Annotated in this window: 13 protein-coding genes and 2 pseudogenes; 13 read left to right on the top strand and 2 right to left on the bottom strand. The window is 64.6% G+C overall.

Annotated features, from left to right (window positions below; all coding sequences use genetic code 11):
* Window positions 1-144: 144 nt before the first annotated feature.
* From CDO52_RS07125 to CDO52_RS07070, 13 genes and pseudogenes are all read left to right on the top strand, one after another.
* Window positions 145-408 carry a hypothetical protein gene (locus tag CDO52_RS07125; RefSeq protein ID WP_017620005.1) on the top strand — a complete coding sequence of 88 codons (264 nt, stop codon included), beginning with the start codon at window positions 145-147 and terminating at the stop codon, window positions 406-408.
* A gap of 27 nt (window positions 409-435) precedes the next feature.
* Window positions 436-768: pseudogene (locus tag CDO52_RS29420) on the top strand (outer membrane protein assembly factor BamB family protein); the annotation flags it as partial.
* Window positions 769-811: 43 nt separating this feature from the next.
* Window positions 812-1,681: an outer membrane protein assembly factor BamB family protein gene (locus tag CDO52_RS07120; RefSeq protein WP_152471741.1), complete on the top strand. Its 870-nt coding sequence runs from the start codon at window positions 812-814 to the stop codon at window positions 1,679-1,681.
* A 121-nt stretch (window positions 1,682-1,802) separates the two neighbouring features.
* Complete coding sequence (locus CDO52_RS07115) at window positions 1,803-2,633, top strand: hypothetical protein (protein WP_017620003.1); 831 nt, start codon at window positions 1,803-1,805, stop codon at window positions 2,631-2,633.
* Window positions 2,634-2,805: 172 nt separating this feature from the next.
* The gene (locus CDO52_RS07110) at window positions 2,806-5,079 is read left to right on the top strand and encodes a hypothetical protein (RefSeq protein ID WP_017620002.1); all 2,274 of its coding nucleotides are present in this window, start codon (window positions 2,806-2,808) and stop codon (window positions 5,077-5,079) included.
* 576 nt (window positions 5,080-5,655) lie between these two features.
* Window positions 5,656-6,647, top strand: a pseudogene (locus CDO52_RS07100) (IS481 family transposase).
* Window positions 6,648-6,656: 9 nt separating this feature from the next.
* Complete coding sequence (locus tag CDO52_RS07095) at window positions 6,657-6,863, top strand: hypothetical protein (RefSeq protein ID WP_017621847.1); 207 nt, start codon at window positions 6,657-6,659, stop codon at window positions 6,861-6,863.
* Window positions 6,864-7,240: 377 nt separating this feature from the next.
* A complete protein-coding gene (locus CDO52_RS27310; RefSeq protein ID WP_157745473.1) occupies window positions 7,241-8,548 on the top strand; it encodes a hypothetical protein in 1,308 nt (435 codons plus the stop codon).
* Between the two features lie 120 nt (window positions 8,549-8,668).
* On the top strand, window positions 8,669-8,890 hold the full coding sequence (locus CDO52_RS27305) for a hypothetical protein (protein ID WP_152471903.1): 222 nt from the start codon (window positions 8,669-8,671) through the stop codon (window positions 8,888-8,890).
* 318 nt (window positions 8,891-9,208) lie between these two features.
* Window positions 9,209-9,901, top strand: a complete 693-nt coding sequence (locus tag CDO52_RS07085) for a hypothetical protein (protein ID WP_017621849.1) — start codon at window positions 9,209-9,211, stop codon at window positions 9,899-9,901.
* A 2-nt stretch (window positions 9,902-9,903) separates the two neighbouring features.
* Window positions 9,904-10,407 (top strand): hypothetical protein, encoded by a 504-nt coding sequence (locus CDO52_RS07080; RefSeq protein WP_017621850.1) that lies wholly within the window; start codon window positions 9,904-9,906, stop codon window positions 10,405-10,407.
* A gap of 1,017 nt (window positions 10,408-11,424) precedes the next feature.
* Window positions 11,425-11,712 (top strand): hypothetical protein, encoded by a 288-nt coding sequence (locus CDO52_RS07075; RefSeq protein WP_017621851.1) that lies wholly within the window; start codon window positions 11,425-11,427, stop codon window positions 11,710-11,712.
* Window positions 11,713-12,204: 492 nt separating this feature from the next.
* Window positions 12,205-13,446 carry a L,D-transpeptidase gene (locus CDO52_RS07070; protein WP_017621852.1) on the top strand — a complete coding sequence of 414 codons (1,242 nt, stop codon included), beginning with the start codon at window positions 12,205-12,207 and terminating at the stop codon, window positions 13,444-13,446.
* Window positions 13,447-13,486: 40 nt separating this feature from the next.
* On the opposite strand, the gene CDO52_RS29415 is transcribed toward CDO52_RS07070, so the two are convergent.
* Window positions 13,487-14,050, bottom strand: a complete 564-nt coding sequence (locus CDO52_RS29415) for a transposase (RefSeq protein ID WP_086003488.1) — start codon at window positions 14,048-14,050, stop codon at window positions 13,487-13,489.
* 36 nt (window positions 14,051-14,086) lie between these two features.
* The gene (locus CDO52_RS27300; protein WP_157745467.1) at window positions 14,087-14,248 is read right to left on the bottom strand and encodes a hypothetical protein; all 162 of its coding nucleotides are present in this window, start codon (window positions 14,246-14,248) and stop codon (window positions 14,087-14,089) included.
* Between the last annotated feature and the right edge of the window lie 466 nt (window positions 14,249-14,714).

The following is a 14,714-nucleotide window of genomic DNA, read 5'->3' as shown; positions in this document are numbered from 1 at the left end:
AAGGCACTGCCCAACCACACTGACACCGCGTCGCGCCGGAGCCGCGCATCATCCGATTTCTCCCTATACGCGTGGCTCATGGACAATCAGTGACCGCCCCGACGGGGGTGTTCCGTGCCACCGCAGGAAAGGAGATCAGGGCATATGGCCGGTCGGCAGCGGTGGGCAGCGGCGGGGACAGCCGGCATGGTGGTCATGGTGCTGTGTGCTGGGTCGCTCCCCCCGAGCTGGGAAGAGATGGGCGCGATCGCCGCCCACGCCGCCGAGATGTGCTCCAGGACGGGCGTAATCGCGGGTGGTAGCGGGCATTGGATCGACGGAACGAAGGTGCGGCCCGGTGGGGTGGCCGAGCCCGAGATCGGCCCTGATGATCCCACCACCCAACTGGGTTACGACACCCTGGCATAGGGCGCCTCCCAATTCACCGGCAAGGACGTGCTGGACGAAGGGCGCTGGGGCCTCCCGGTACAACCCGGCGAGGTCGTGGGCGACGAGCACACCCTCGTGTTCCACGACGCGCGGGGTTTCGCCGCCTACGACGCGGACGCCGGGAAGGCGCTCTGGCACGTCCCGGATACTGACGAGGCAACCTCATCCCTCCCGGAGGAAGAGATCATCTGGCCGGGGCAGATCACCGTCTCCCAGGGGCGGGTGATCGTCCGGCGACACAATGGCGGACCCCATGAACCCGGCCGCACCAGATACGCGGTGCAGGCGCTGGACGCACGCACCGGTGAACTGCTCTGGTTCGCGGCCGACACCACCGACCCCCGAATCGACACAGCCACCCCCCGAAGTGATCGTCGCCCCGGTGGTCACCGGCGCCCAGTCCTACGGCAGCGTCCAGGAACGCAAGATCGCTCTACTCGACGCCGACACGGGCCGGCGGCGGAAAGTCATCGACCTGGACGAAACCGTACTGTGCGGCGTCGACACCGACAGAGGCAGCAACGGAGGCCTCGGCTACGACTTCGACTTCGCGGTTCAGGACGGCAAGCTGATCGCCTATGCGGGAGCAGCCCTGGCCGCCTACGACTTGAAGACAGGCGAACTGCTCTTCGACACCGATGTGCGTGAGGACTTCGACAACGCCCCGGTGCGGGAACTCGCGAACATCGCGGCCGCTGACGGCAGAGTCGTGGTCCAGTCGACGTACCGCGCTGACCGCAATCGGAGCGCGGAGACAAGCCTGCTCGTCGGCTACCGCCCGGACGGCGAGTCGGCGTGGCACAAACGGATCGAAGATGACGACCGAGGCGCACCCTGGGAGATGGTGAGCTTCGAACATTCGCAGGGACGCGGCCACCGTGTGCCAGTCCCTGGCGGGACGTTACTCATGTGGCCTTATACCAGCTCCTACCATCAGCGGGCAGTGCGCGTAAGTGATGGGAGGATCCTGTGGGACAGCGACCGCATCTGCTGGAACTCTCCCTACTCCTCCAATCACCAGGGGTTGTTCGTCTACAAGTCCCCCAGCGCAGTGGGGTTCCTCGATGCCTCCGACGGTTCATGCACGCCATTGGGCATCCCCGGAACTTTTATCGACGAGGATGCAGCAGACTCGCGCATCTCCATCGCTGGCGCCGATGTCGCCGTAACACCCGGGGCGGTTGTGGTCTCCTCGCCTGGCGACGGGGCTATCCAAGCGTCGGGAACAGCGGTGTTCGCGCCCGCCGACTGACGGCACAGCGCCGATACGCACACGCTGGGACGAACGTGTCGGAACCCCGTGCGATCCTGTCGCGTCAGATCGTGGGCCAAACTCCGAAGACTCGGTCGACACATCGCTAGAAAGGTCCCCAGTGACTCCCTTCGTCCGCCAGGTCGGAGTGTCAGCCCTACTCGCCCCGCTGGTACTGGCGGCCACAGCCTGCAGCGGCCCCACCATCGAGCCGAAGAGCAGTAAACAGCTCGACGCCATGCTCCCGCCCGAAACTGCCTATCCCGACGGGTACGTTGTCGAGAGCCTCGACGTGGAGGAGCCACGCGACACGTCATCCGGCGAGGACTTCGACCGAGTCGAGCCGGCGAAATGTGCCACAGCGATGGAGAGCATGGAGCCCGATCAGCTTCCCCAGGGGGCCACTCACGGCGCGATGCAGACGGCCGTCCCCACCACCTCGTCCGAAGCTGACACCTTCTACACCTTTGCCCTGGCAGAGGGAGATTTCTCAGACGGCGACCTCGACACCGCTGCTGTGGACCGATTGATCACGGCCTGCTGGTCATTCACGGCCTACGTAGACGACGTGGAGTTCGAGGGATCGGTGCGACGCCTGCGTTCTACGGAACGGCGACTGCATCCGGACGCGGACGCAAAAGACAAAGAAGGTCTCATCATGTCCCTCTCGACTGGTGGGACTGAGACGACTACGCGTGCGTCGTGGGGCGAGGCTTCCGGCACCTACTACGCACTCGTCGGCGTCACGGCCAAGGATGAATCGGGGGCATCGGCGTTGGAGGCAGCAAGCGCATGCTCCGACTCCCTAGGCGAGGCTGAGCAGGGGTTGGACTCGTCCCGTCTCACGACGTGCACTCGGAACTACAAGAGGAAGATCGCCGACGCCGAGGCCGAGGAACGGTATGAGGAGTTCGACAAGATCCTCTCCGCGGGCCTAGAGCAACTGCGATAGAAGACTGCTCCGGCCAGGTCCATACCCCCGCACACTCGGTTCCCGCCTCTATACGCCACTTTCGTAGCGCCCGACCACCGGGGACCCGCCGAGCACCGTCTCCTCCACGGCCGCATGCGGTCATCTGGGCTACTCCCAGTAGTCTGCCGTCGCACGCGAGGAAAGGAAGTAGATGACCGCCCCCGAGAGATCCACGGACCGAACGGAACCGGACCCCGGGCCGACCGAGGAAGAACAGCCGTCGGACCTCTCGTTGGCCGACAGCGGGACCACCCTCCTGAAGAGGACGTTCCGGGCCTACTACCGGCACCTGTGGCCACTCATCGTCGCCGCGGGAGTGCCGGTCGCTCCCCTGGTCCTGCTGGCTCAGCCTCTGCTGGTATGGCTGACGCATGACGCCGTCTTCGTCAACGGTTCCCTCGAGCCGCTCTCTGGCCCGGACACTTTCACGCTCGTGGCCATCGGCGTACTCATCCTGCTCGGCTTCCTGCTCGCGCCGATCCCTGTAGGAGCCTCGGTACTGCTCGGCGGCGGCGCTCTGCTGGGCCGAACCGTGTCCGTGCGCGACGCCTGGCGCGCGGCGCTGCGCCGCTACTTCACCACTCTGACCTGGATCGTCCAGCTGATCGTCCTCTCCCTGGTGGCGATCGCGGCGTTCGTGGGGCTGGGCTTGTGGCTCCCCACCGAAACCCCGATGTGGCTCCTCGCCGGGATGGCGCTGCTGCCCTTCCTGCTGCTCGTCGTTCCGGTGACGGTCATGTTGCCGGTCGCCCTGATCGAAGGGCATGGGCCGTGGCGGGGCTTAGCAGTCGCCTGGCGGATGGGGCGATACGACCGAGGCGTGCACTTCTTCTGCGTGCTCGGGTCGTGGGGCGTCATGACGCTGGCGAACAGGGGCCTCGACTGGGTGTTGCAGTCCCAGGTCGGGTGGGGTGGCATGCACCCGATGGCGCTCGCCGTCAGCTTTCTGGTGTCCGCGGTGGCCGCCCCGCTTGCGGTTCTGCTGATGTGTGCCCCCGTGGTCTCGAGGAAGCACCAGCCCTACTTCGCCCCGCAGCCCTACCTCACGGCGCCTGACCTCCCCAGGGAGAGGAACCTGGACCTGTCCCGCGTCGCGGATCACCTTCCGAATGCGCATCACGCGGGACGCTCCTGGCACGTCATGCCTCTGCCACTGCTCGTCGCCGTGCTGCTCCTCCCTTCGCTGATCGGCCCTGCTGCGATGTGGGCCGACCCGTTCCGCACCCCTGACATGACGTCGAGCCCAGTCGAGGGGACACACGGCGACGAATTCATGGTTGACCTGTCGCCCCAGGGCTCCCACGCCGTGGTCTCTGTGATTAGACGCGGCGTTTACATGCAGGTGTGCGACCCCGATTGCACGATGGGTCCCACGTACGACACCAATCGACTGGGGAGCGCTGTAGCGGCCGTCGACAGCGGCTTCGTGCGCACAGGGTGGCGGGAGGTCCGGCACGACTCCGACTCCGGCAAAAACCCGTACGCCCCCCACCCAGACTCAGGGCTCTATCTGTGGGAATGCGACAGCGTTCGGCAGTGCGACGAGGACGACGGCACCCAGATCCGGCGATTCGGCGGCCACCTCTTCAGCATCTATTCCGCAGTGGCGTCCCTCGGGGAAGGACTTCTTGTGGTCTCCTACGTGAGCCCCGATGATTCACCACAACTTGATGAGATCCAAGGCGGGGACAAAGGCGGCCTCCTCGCGCAGGTGTGCGAGGACCTTGCATGCAGCAATCCACACAGCATCCCACTGCCGGACGACATCACCGTCGGCAGCTCCACTGTCGAAGGCCCCTTCCTGGACGTCGCCATCGCCCCCGAGGGCGGTTTCACCATCGCCGCTTTCGACGGAAGCTGGGGCACACTCAACGCGATCTCCTGCCCGGACACAGAATGCGCCAAGCCCAAGGTCACGCCGATCGTCGAGGACCAGTTCCGGCGGGAGTACGAGGGTGGATTCAGATCACGTTTCGGCGCGAGGATCGAGCACCGGCCCGACGGCACACCCGTGCTCGCCTACCGCGAAGTCAAGACCGGTGCCGCCCACCTCGTGGACTGCCACGACAGCGCCTGCACCGACTTCACCGATCGCGCCGTCACCGGCCCAGGGTGGGCACGTCCCGTGCCGGGCTTGGCGGTCGACTCACATGGCAAGCCCCAGCTCGCCACCTTCGACATGGCCGCACAGCGGCTCGTGCTCATGTCCTGTCACGACACGAGCTGTGCGGAGTCCGCCACCACCGTGCTGGCAGACTTCACAGGGGAGCCTGTGGTGAGCGCACTCGCGCTGGACCGCCAGGACCGCCCGCACATCGTATGGACGGATGGGGAGCGTACCTTCGCCGGCGTCGGTAGCTCTGGCTCTACGGAGTACCTGCGGTGCGCGGAACCGTTGTGTGGAGCACGGGATCAAACCCCGTAATCGACCGTGAACAGCCGGGGCGAAGCGCACTCCTGCCAAGGCGCCGACGCGTCCAACCGGGCCGAGCGCATTCCGTCGGGCGCGCACCCCATGTATACGCCAACGGACTCGTCTTGGGCCGTCAGGTAGGAGGCCAGGTACACCGTTCCGGCTCCGATGTCGACCGAGAGCCCGCCCACCCCAGGCCCATACGGCGAGACCGGGGCCATTCGTGGGTCGTCGGGGGGTGTGCTCCTGATCATCCCACGGGTAATAGGCGCCGAACGCGTTGATCAGATCCTCAGTGTCACCGCAGGCATCCTCTTCGATGACCGAGCCGGTACGAGCGCCCAGGCTCCGATAGCCCTCCTTGTCATGGATGTACACGAGTGTCATATCTCCTCGGTTCACGAGGGAGACGATGGCCGCTTCCTCGGGGTGCCCCCGCAGGTCGCCGGTGTCCAACGGGCTGGCCGCCAGCCTAGCTGTACTGACCACTGAGGTTGGTGACATACCGGGACAAGTTGGACATAAAAGGAGGGCCTTCGGTATCGGTGTGGATGTCTGACGTCCGCCCCGAGCACCGCAAGGCCCTCAATGCCTCACGCTACCCACACCAACGCCAAACTCGCACCCGCCGGCCGCCTCGCGCTGGCCCGCTGCATCGTCGATGCCCACTGGCCCTGCGCCGGGCCGCCGAGCGCTTCCAGGTCAGCCCCACCACCGCCCAACGCTGGGCCGCCCGCTACCGCCAACACGGACCGGCCGGGATGGCCGACGCCTCCAGCCGCCCGCACCACTCGCCCCGACGCACCCCCACCCGCCGCGAACGCCGCGTCATCAAACTCCGCGCCACCCGCCGGTGGGGCCCGGCCCGCATCGCCGGACACCTGGGCATGCACGCCTCCACCGTCCACCGCATCCTGACCCGCTACCCAATGCCCCGCCTGGCCCACACCGACCGGGCCACCGGGCGGGCGGTGCGCCGCTACGAGCGCGACCAGCCCGGCGAACTCCTCCACGTCGACGTCAAGAAGCTCGGCCGCGTCCCCGACGGCGGCGGCCACCGCACCACCGGGCGCGCCCAAGGCAAGCGCAACGCCCGCGCTACCACCACGACCCGCAGGAACTCCCACCCCGTGCTGGGCTACGGCTACCTGCACACCGCCATCGACGACCACTCGCGGCTCGCCTACACCGAGATCCTGGCCGACGAGAAGAAGGAGACCGCGGCGGGATTCTGGCAGCGGGCCCACGCCTACTTCGCCTCAGCGGGCATCACCGTGCAGCGGGTGCTGACCGACAACGGGTCCTGCTACACCTCACGCCTGTGGCGCGATGCCCTGGCCGGAGCCGGGATCACGCACAAGCGCACCCGCCCGTATCGGCCCCAGACCAACGGCAAGGTCGAGCGGTTCCACCGCACCCTGGCCGACGAATGGGCCTACGCCCGGGCCTACACATCCGAGGCCCAACGGCGAGCGGCGCTCCCGGCGTGGCTGCATCACTACAATCACCACCGGTTCCACACCGCGATCGACGGTCCTCCCGCCTCCCGCGTCACCAACCTCTCAGGACGGAACACCTAGCCCCGGTCCATGCCCGGGGCCCGTTACCTCGCTGTCCTCCAGCACTCCTTCACGCTCGCCTCTATCGCCGCCCTAGCCTTCTTCGGCTCGCTCCACGAGGTCGCCCACGCTGCTCTCTGGCTCGTGCTGGGGCTGGCCAACACCCCGTTCATTACCGGAGTCCTCACGCTGGAACACCGACCGCCAGCACATATCCTGCGCGACCGCGCCGAGTAATGGGGCTCGTAAAGCACCTTTTCGCTCATTACTGGTTCTGGCGCCTACTGAGCAAGCAGCTCGCGCCTCGTAATGGCTGGGAGTGAATCGACTGATGTGCTGAACTCAAAAATATTTAAACGCCATCCGAATATCTTGGCCAGATGTGGACAACATGATGACATAAATCTGAATAGGTGACATAATTTCTGCCCTGGAGGTGCATCTTGCGAGTATCCGAATACTACGGAATAAATCGTCGCCAATCTGAACTTGATTTTGTTGATGTTCAAACAGTAAATGATACTCCAGTTTATATAGACCCTAGTATGATTCGCTGGTTATCAGATGACTGGAGTGCGACATGCAATCAGATGTTGAACACGTATTTCGATAGCGTGCTAGATGCAGTGAGGAACGAAGATGAATTTCGAGTCCTTTCCTTGCTTGGGAAGTTAAGAGAGCCCAATGAGACTCATCTTGGAATTTCCAAGGGAAGGGCTGCGGGGCGAGCACTTGGCCCGAAAACGATTGGTGTACTAGCTAAGCAGTTGTCTGACAGTAAGGCTGCACGAACGGGCCTCATTGAAGACCTTGAAGATACTGCTCTATTCATTGAGGGAGTGGGAAAGGACATAGTATCTGACATCACAACAAATATAATTCGTGGAATGTTGATCGCATACACAGGTGGGGTGTGTGAATTCTATGGAATTCCCACCGAGGAAGTTCCAAGCGGTTTTGTCTGGAACCCACTTAACCAGACTTGGGAAGAGGACTGGGTTAATCTTCCTGTGACCGATACAGGAAAACTCTTGCTTACACCTAAGGTAATTGTAAGGACAGGTCTGCATCTTACGAAGGATGAGTTCTTTTCTCATCATCTAACTCCCGCCCTGCAGAATGAGGAGCTGGAGAAGCCTGGTAGTAAACTTGTCCAGACACTTAAAGATGGATCGAGACATGTCAACAGAGAAGACATTAGGCGCCACTACGGAAACTCCAAGTCAGTGGTAGAATCCCTGACGGTCGAGCGACCGAACCTTTACCTTCATTATAAATCGGTGAAGTGCAAGTCTCACCCTGAGCGAATCACCCACGAGGATTTTGACAGCATTACCGGAAGTGATCAAACAAACTATTACGATGCTCTAAGAAAGGTCCTGGAGACGCCACTGGGAAGCGATTACGCGAATCAGTACCACTCGAACATTGAAGCTCTCATGACGACACTATTTTATCCCCAACTCTCTAACCCCATAAAAGAATGCGAAATCAACGAAGGAAGAAAACGCGTAGATATAAGATACACAAATACATCAGATCGCGGCTTCTTTTCTTGGCTTCGCACCCATCAAATCCCGTGCAAGTACATCTTTATGGAATGCAAGAATTATTCGCGAGATCTAGGAAATCCAGAGCTTGATCAGATATCATCGCGATTCTCTCCTCTGCGCGGAACCTTCGGCATTATCTCGTGCAGGTCATTCGAGAATAAGGAGCTATTCCTAAAGCGCTGCAGAGATACGGCTCTAGATCAGAGAGGCTACATCGTCCTTCTTGATGACAGCGATCTTATCGAGCTTGTGGAAAGCGCAGTCGAAGCTCTCCAGGCTCCAAGGGAAACCAAGAGTGCCCACAATGTTAGTCGGACCATCTGGGAGTATCCGCTGATTCAGCAGCGCTTCGACGCCCTTGTGTCCTGAATGGTCAACTAGGCCACCCGACGTCTCGAGACCGCAGAGGCCGAGCAGGTACTGCAACGCTTCATCCGCCGTGGCCCCAAACAGTCCACTTATGCCTCCCTCGAAGAACTTAGCCGCGCTGTGCGTACCGTCTTCGCCCGCACCGAAGCGGCGCACGAGTATTGCACGCCGCTGGAACACACACTCGCCGGAAGCCTGCGCTACCACCTCGTGGCTCAGAGCTTCCACGGCCAGGACTTCGTCGGGACCTACGCCGGGGGCGAGATCGAACTTGGGGGGACCCCGACCGCCCCTGTCAGTCACGCAGAACATATCCACGGCCAGGCGACCCGAACGACCTGATGGCGTTGGCGGCACGCCCCGCGCGGTGGCCAGAGCTCGACCTCCGAGCGAGATCGATCTTCGGCAGAATGCCAACAGTCCGAGTAATGCGCCCCCCAAGGAAATCTCAAGTCTTCACCCCGCAACGACCTCGGGCCTGCGCATCATTCGTAGCGTGACCTGGCGATAGATCGCGATTGCACAATGTTGCCAAAATAACATGTCCAGTCTTGGACACTCTCGTTGGCTAGTCATGTGACAGACGGCCGCTAATGTTTCACCTGTATGCACCCGGTCGCGTGGTGCAGAATTTTTTCGCCCGAATGGTTGAGGACTTGAATGAACCTGAAGCGGAAGTCGGCCGCGCTCGCGGGGGTAACTGCGTTCACCTTGCTACTCTCTCCCCTGACAGGAGTGGCCTCCGCAGACGAAGTCACAGCGCAGCAGCCGACGTTCTCCTCGACTTTTGTTGAGGAGGGCGCCGAAGTCACCCTGAGCATCACCCTTGACGGAGAGGCCGGCGCCCCCGAGCCGACTCTCACGGAGCAGGAGCAGTCGCAGCTCGACGAGCTGCTGTCCGAGCCAGCGGCCGAATCGGAGCCTTCCCCCGGATCCTCGACGCCACAGTTTGAGTCGAAGGCCGTTCAGCTGGCCGGCAAGGCGAAAGGGCCGGTCACGCTGCGCTGCGACAAGAACCCCAGATGGAGCGATGCCAGGGGCACGCTGAGCGCCCGCTTCAACTGTCACCACAACACCATCAACTGGGGTTACAAGATCTCGTCGAAGGTGAAATCCATTATCACCGGAAAAGTCCACGAGCGCGGAGTCGCGTGGTGGAAGAACGGAAGAAGGATGCCGAAGAACGCGGGCCATGTCGTCGGCAAGAGTTACCATTTCCACGGTACCCTGAAGCCAGTCAAGCACAACAACGTCGTTCAATTCCAGGACTACATGACGTTCCGAGTCAGGGTCGGTGGAAAAACAGGGACCGGCTCCATCGCTTGGGCATCACACGTAAAGGCCAAGAAATAGAGATGAGTCTGACCACGACCACTGTCCGGGCGTGGGCGGAGGAGATTCTGAGGCAACTCCACGCCCCCAAGGGACACACGCTCGACGTCATAGCATCGCGAACGAGCGGGGGCGGGACCGCTGCCCCGCCCGAAGCCATCCCCGAGTTCACCTCGCACCTGCGCGTGAGTTGGGACGGAGAAGCCGAGGAAGACCTAGATCGCGTTCACGGGTCGGCCCCCTCCGGAGTGGTCGTGACGCTCGCGTTCGGTGCGGAGTCCTCCATCGAAGTGGCTCTGGAGGAGTCCATGGACGAGAGTGAGTCCGTCGCGCTGCTCGCGGACCAGTTGCAGACCGCCGTGTTGGAGGTCGCCTGCGGCGCGCCGGCCCCCGAGTGTCCCGGGCACGGCCATCCCCTGACGCCGCAGGTCCTCGATGGAGTCGCCTGCTGGGTGTGCCCGAAGGACCCGGGGCGGCGTTGGGCAATTCTTCCCGAATCCGCTCCGGAGACGCGAAGAGACAGCTAGCCCATATCGGCGGAAACCATCGTCTCGGACGATCGAGGGTCGCAGGGCCTCCACCCCCGTCGTGGTCGCCGCCCTTGCCCAGGTGCCCGAATACGGGGACAGAGCGGGCACGCGGCCCGGTTAGGCGGCTTCGTGTGTGGCGAGGGCCTGGACCAGGGAGTGATCTCTGGTCCAGGCCTTCAGCAAGCTTTTCGCAGCGAGTTCTACTTCCACACTTTGTTGAGAACCAAGGCCTATCGTGTGGAGCTGCGCGGAGCATCGCTGGTCGACACCTCTCCTGCCTCCTGGCCCGTCCCGCCCTTCGGTTGACAGGAACGTTGCCGCTGCTTCCTGGGAGCGGCGGAAGCCCACTCGTAGCGTCGACGGCAGGGCCGTCGCCACACGGAGGACGCCAAGCCGACCGGTGCGGGGGCGCTGCTTGGGTGACGGGGGCGTTCAGAGCTCAGCGCGCGTCGGTGTCGAGGCGTGGTCGCCGATGGTGCTGCGGGGCGTCGGGTTCGGTCCGACGAGTACGGCGTTGGTCGTCCTCATAGCGCTGATGGCCGTCGCCGCCATCGTGCTAACCGTTTGGTGGTGGCCCCCTGGCTGGCCGAAGCGTACGTGCCGCGCTGGGCCGCATCGGACTGGTGCTGCTGGTCCAGGTGAGCGCACTCACCGCCCTCGCCGGAGCGGTCAACAGGGAAGTGAATGCCTAGCTGACCTGGGAGGACCTCCTCGGTGGCGGCGCGGGGGTCGTCCGCCCGGCTTCGACGCGGCCGACTACCTGGCCCATCACGCGGTGGAGCGCGGGACCAACCGGCTCAAACACAACCGGACGGTCGCCACACGCTAAGACAAGCTCGCCCTCCGCTGCGAGACCACCGCCCAGATCACTGCCACCAACGAACGGCTCCGACGAGCCAAACACGCCCAAGACGCCGGGCAGCAGCGGCTCGACAGCGAGCAGTCGTTCTCCTTCGTGGGGCACGTGGTGAGATCGGCGACGGCGGCGACCTCGGCCGCGTTGGCTGGCAGCGGATGTTCCTCGGCGCGCTCGCCACGGAGGTCAAGGCCCGTGGTCTGCTCTCCAGTCCGAGCCGCGCGACCGCGGTGTTCCAAGCCGTCACCGGGCGCACCGGCACCAACTCCGAGCCGGAGCTGGGCACCATGATCCGCATCGGCTCCATGTTCCCCGACGCCTACCCGCACGGCATCGCCTTCTCCACCATTCCCGCATCCCCGGCCACTCCGACCCCGACCGGATGGTCTGGAATGCCAAGCCGACCGAGCGGTTGTTCACCGCAGTCCGGTCGAGGTGGACCGTGACCGACGCCGTCCTGGAGACCGGGGCGCCCGACGAAGCCGCCCCGGACGGTGCGTGGGCCTCCGGCGGCCCGACGCCCTCGCCGTCCTGCCCGTCCGCGCCGGTGCGCGCCTTTCCCCCATGTCCACCGCCGACCGTGGCATCTCCGGCAGAGACCCCACCTCCAACCCGTGCACCAACCGGCGACGTGAAGTGACCGGGCGGGTGCGCTCGGCTCCGGACGCACCTGCTTCCTCCCGATTGCGGCGGATTTCGGAGACATCACGGTAATTCGGCCCGGTTTCCGGTGAACCGAACCGCCCTTGTCCGCATCCTCCCTCCACGGGCGCCGCTTATCCGCGGACCTCCCACTCCGTGGACGATCCCGCGCTCACTTCCCCAGAGCACGTCCGGCGGCGCCCCATCCCTTCCCCCTACGACGACAGAAGTTCTGGAGGCCCCCTGTGGCATCCCCCGTTCCCCCCTGGTCTCCGCGTACGCGGTGGTCGGCGGCCGTGTGCACGGCCGCCGTCGTGCTCGCCGCCACCGCCTGCTCCGGCGGTACGAGCGAGCTCGCCTCGGAAGACGCAGCGGACTCCGGCCCCCTGAAGGTGTCCATCGCGCCCGAGGACGGCGCCACCGAGGTGCGACCGGACCTGCCGGTCACCGTTACCGCTTCCGGCGGCGAGATCACCGACGTGAAAGTCGAGGAGAGCACCCCGGCACCGGAGGGCGGCGCGGAGGACTCCGGCGACGACATCCCCGCCACGGGCACGCTGAATGACGACAAGACCGAGTGGGTGAGCGACTGGACGCTGGCCCCGGGCAGCGACGTCACGGTCACCGCGATCGTGGACAAGGGCGGCGAGAGCAGCGAGTTCACCAGTGAGTTCTCCACTCAGGAGGCCGTCCCCGGCAAGCGGCTGGAGCTGAAGCAGAACCAGCCCAACAGCGGCGACACCGTCGGCGTCGGCATGCCCGTCATGATCGACTTCGACATGCCGGTGGACGACAAGGCGCGCGTCGAGGCGGCCATGGAGGTCACCTCGGAGAAGCCGGTCAAGGGCGCGTGGAACTGGTTCGGCGACAAGCAGGCCGTGTTCCGCCCGGAGGAGTACTGGGAGCCGAACCAGAAGGTGACCGTCGACCTGCACCTGGCAGGAGTGCAGGCCGCCCCCGGTGTCTACGGGGTGAAGGACCACCGCATCGAGTTCGAGGTCGGCCGCGAACAGATCACCGACATCGACGAGGACGCGCACTCGATGACCGTCGAGCGCGACGGCGAGAAGATCAAGGACTTCCCGGTCAGCCTAGGCATGGCCACGACCCGGAAGTACACGACCACCGCCGGGAACCACCTCGTCATGTCGCGGGAGGAGAACGTTCCGCTGACCAATGGGACCCTGGGGGTGGCCAAGGACGCCCCCAACTACTACTACGAGGTCGCGGACTACGCCATGCGGATCTCCTGGTCCGGCGAGTACCTGCACTCCGCCCCGTGGAACCCCCGGGTCGGCGAGGCCAACACCAGCCACGGCTGCATCAACATGACCGTCGCCGACTCCAAGTGGTACTACGACAACAGCCTCGTCGGCGACCCGGTGGTCATCACCGGCACCGACCGCGAGCTGGAGGTCGACAACGGCTGGGGCTACTGGCAGCGTCCCTGGGACGAGTGGCTCGACAACAGCGCCCTCGGCGAGGCCGACGACACCGGCGAGGAGGGCACGCCGGGCTCTCCGCACCACCAGGAGTGAGACAGCCGTAACGAGGCACGCGACGCATCCAGGGGGCGCCTTAGGGCGTGTTTGGGTAGTCAAAGCTATTCGTTGGTGGCAGCGATCTGGTCGGTGGCCTCGTAGCGAAGGGCGAGTTTGTCTTAGCGTGTGGCCGCCGTCCGGTTGTGTTTGAGCTGGTTGATCCTGCGCTCGACCGCGTGACGGGCGCGGTAGTCGGCCCTGTCAAAGCTGGGCGGACGACTCCCGCGCTGCCCCTTGCGCTTGGGGTTGCGCACCGATCGGCAGACTCGGGGACCGTGCGTCGACGCGGGTAGGAGCGGATCCTCTTCGAGCTGTAGGCCTTATCCGCGCGCACCCGCTCAGGTCGGGTGCGCGCGGGCCCGCTCCGCCCGTAGGCGACCACCCGGATGCGTTCCATGACCGGCTCGAACTGCGGCGCGTCCCCTCTCTGCCCGGCCGTGACCACCACGGACATGGGCATTTGGCGCTGCTCGCAGGCTAGATGGTTTTTCGTGGCCAACCCGCCGCGGGAGCGCCCCAAGGCGTGGCCGCCGGGTTCGGCCGTTCCGTGATCTTGACCCTCCCCCCTTTTTAGCGGTCCCGGCGGTGTGCTGGTGGGCACGCACGATGGTGGAGTCGACGTTGACCTGCCGTGTGATCAGCCCCGCCGCGTCGGTTCGGGGTCATAGAGGAGTAGCTCGAGCAGAGCCCGCTGGGCGTCGGTGAGGTCACCGCGCCGCGGGCCGGTTAGGGTCGGCGCGATGCCTCCGGCGGACTCGTCTTCTTGGTCGTTAACGCGCCTACCGGGGGCTTCGCTCATGCGCGGGGGGGCGCGCCCGTGGCTACCGTCTTGATGCTGTTCACCCGGTACCAGCGGTATTCCAAACTGGCCCTAGCCGGAGTAGTCGATGGGCAACGACCGAATGCTGTCGGGGCCGACGTCAGCGGCGTCGCGCCATGTGCTGCGGCGCGGTGTTCAGGTTAGTCCACGCAATGCGGGAAGAGGCGAATTCGCGCCGCTCGGTTTGTCCGTGCCATTTCACGGCGGTCGTACTCGGCAGTGAGGCAATGGGCGCCGGCATCGCCTCCCGTCTCCTGGTCCTCATCGAGCACGGGTCCGCTGTGGTACGCCATGTGCAGCGAGGAGCGGGCGACCTAGCCCCGTATCGGGGTCGGAGCCTTCTTCCACCGCATCCGGACCGTCGGTGAGCTCGACACCTCCATCGTCCCTGTGTGCCGTGGGAGACCGCGGCCGACCGCAAGCGCACGGGCTCCAACGGGGCCGA

It is taken from the genome of Nocardiopsis gilva YIM 90087 (assembly GCF_002263495.1).
Classification (GTDB): Bacteria; Actinomycetota; Actinomycetes; order Streptosporangiales; family Streptosporangiaceae; genus Nocardiopsis_C; species Nocardiopsis_C gilva.
Note: the sequence above shows the minus strand (reverse complement) of the source record. Positions and strands in the feature narration are given on the sequence as shown.

Coding starts and splice junctions, on each gene's coding strand:
- CDO52_RS27300 (WP_157745467.1), bottom strand. CDS start 14,248: ATGAGCGAAGCCCCCGGTAGGCGCGTTAACGACCAAGAAGACGAGTCC.
- CDO52_RS07110 (WP_017620002.1), top strand. CDS start 2,806: ATGACCGCCCCCGAGAGATCCACGGACCGAACGGAACCGGACCCCGGG.
- CDO52_RS07080 (WP_017621850.1), top strand. CDS start 9,904: ATGAGTCTGACCACGACCACTGTCCGGGCGTGGGCGGAGGAGATTCTG.
- CDO52_RS07125 (WP_017620005.1), top strand. CDS start 145: ATGGCCGGTCGGCAGCGGTGGGCAGCGGCGGGGACAGCCGGCATGGTG.
- CDO52_RS07075 (WP_017621851.1), top strand. CDS start 11,425: ATGTTCCTCGGCGCGCTCGCCACGGAGGTCAAGGCCCGTGGTCTGCTC.
- CDO52_RS07095 (WP_017621847.1), top strand. CDS start 6,657: ATGCCCGGGGCCCGTTACCTCGCTGTCCTCCAGCACTCCTTCACGCTC.
- CDO52_RS07085 (WP_017621849.1), top strand. CDS start 9,209: ATGAACCTGAAGCGGAAGTCGGCCGCGCTCGCGGGGGTAACTGCGTTC.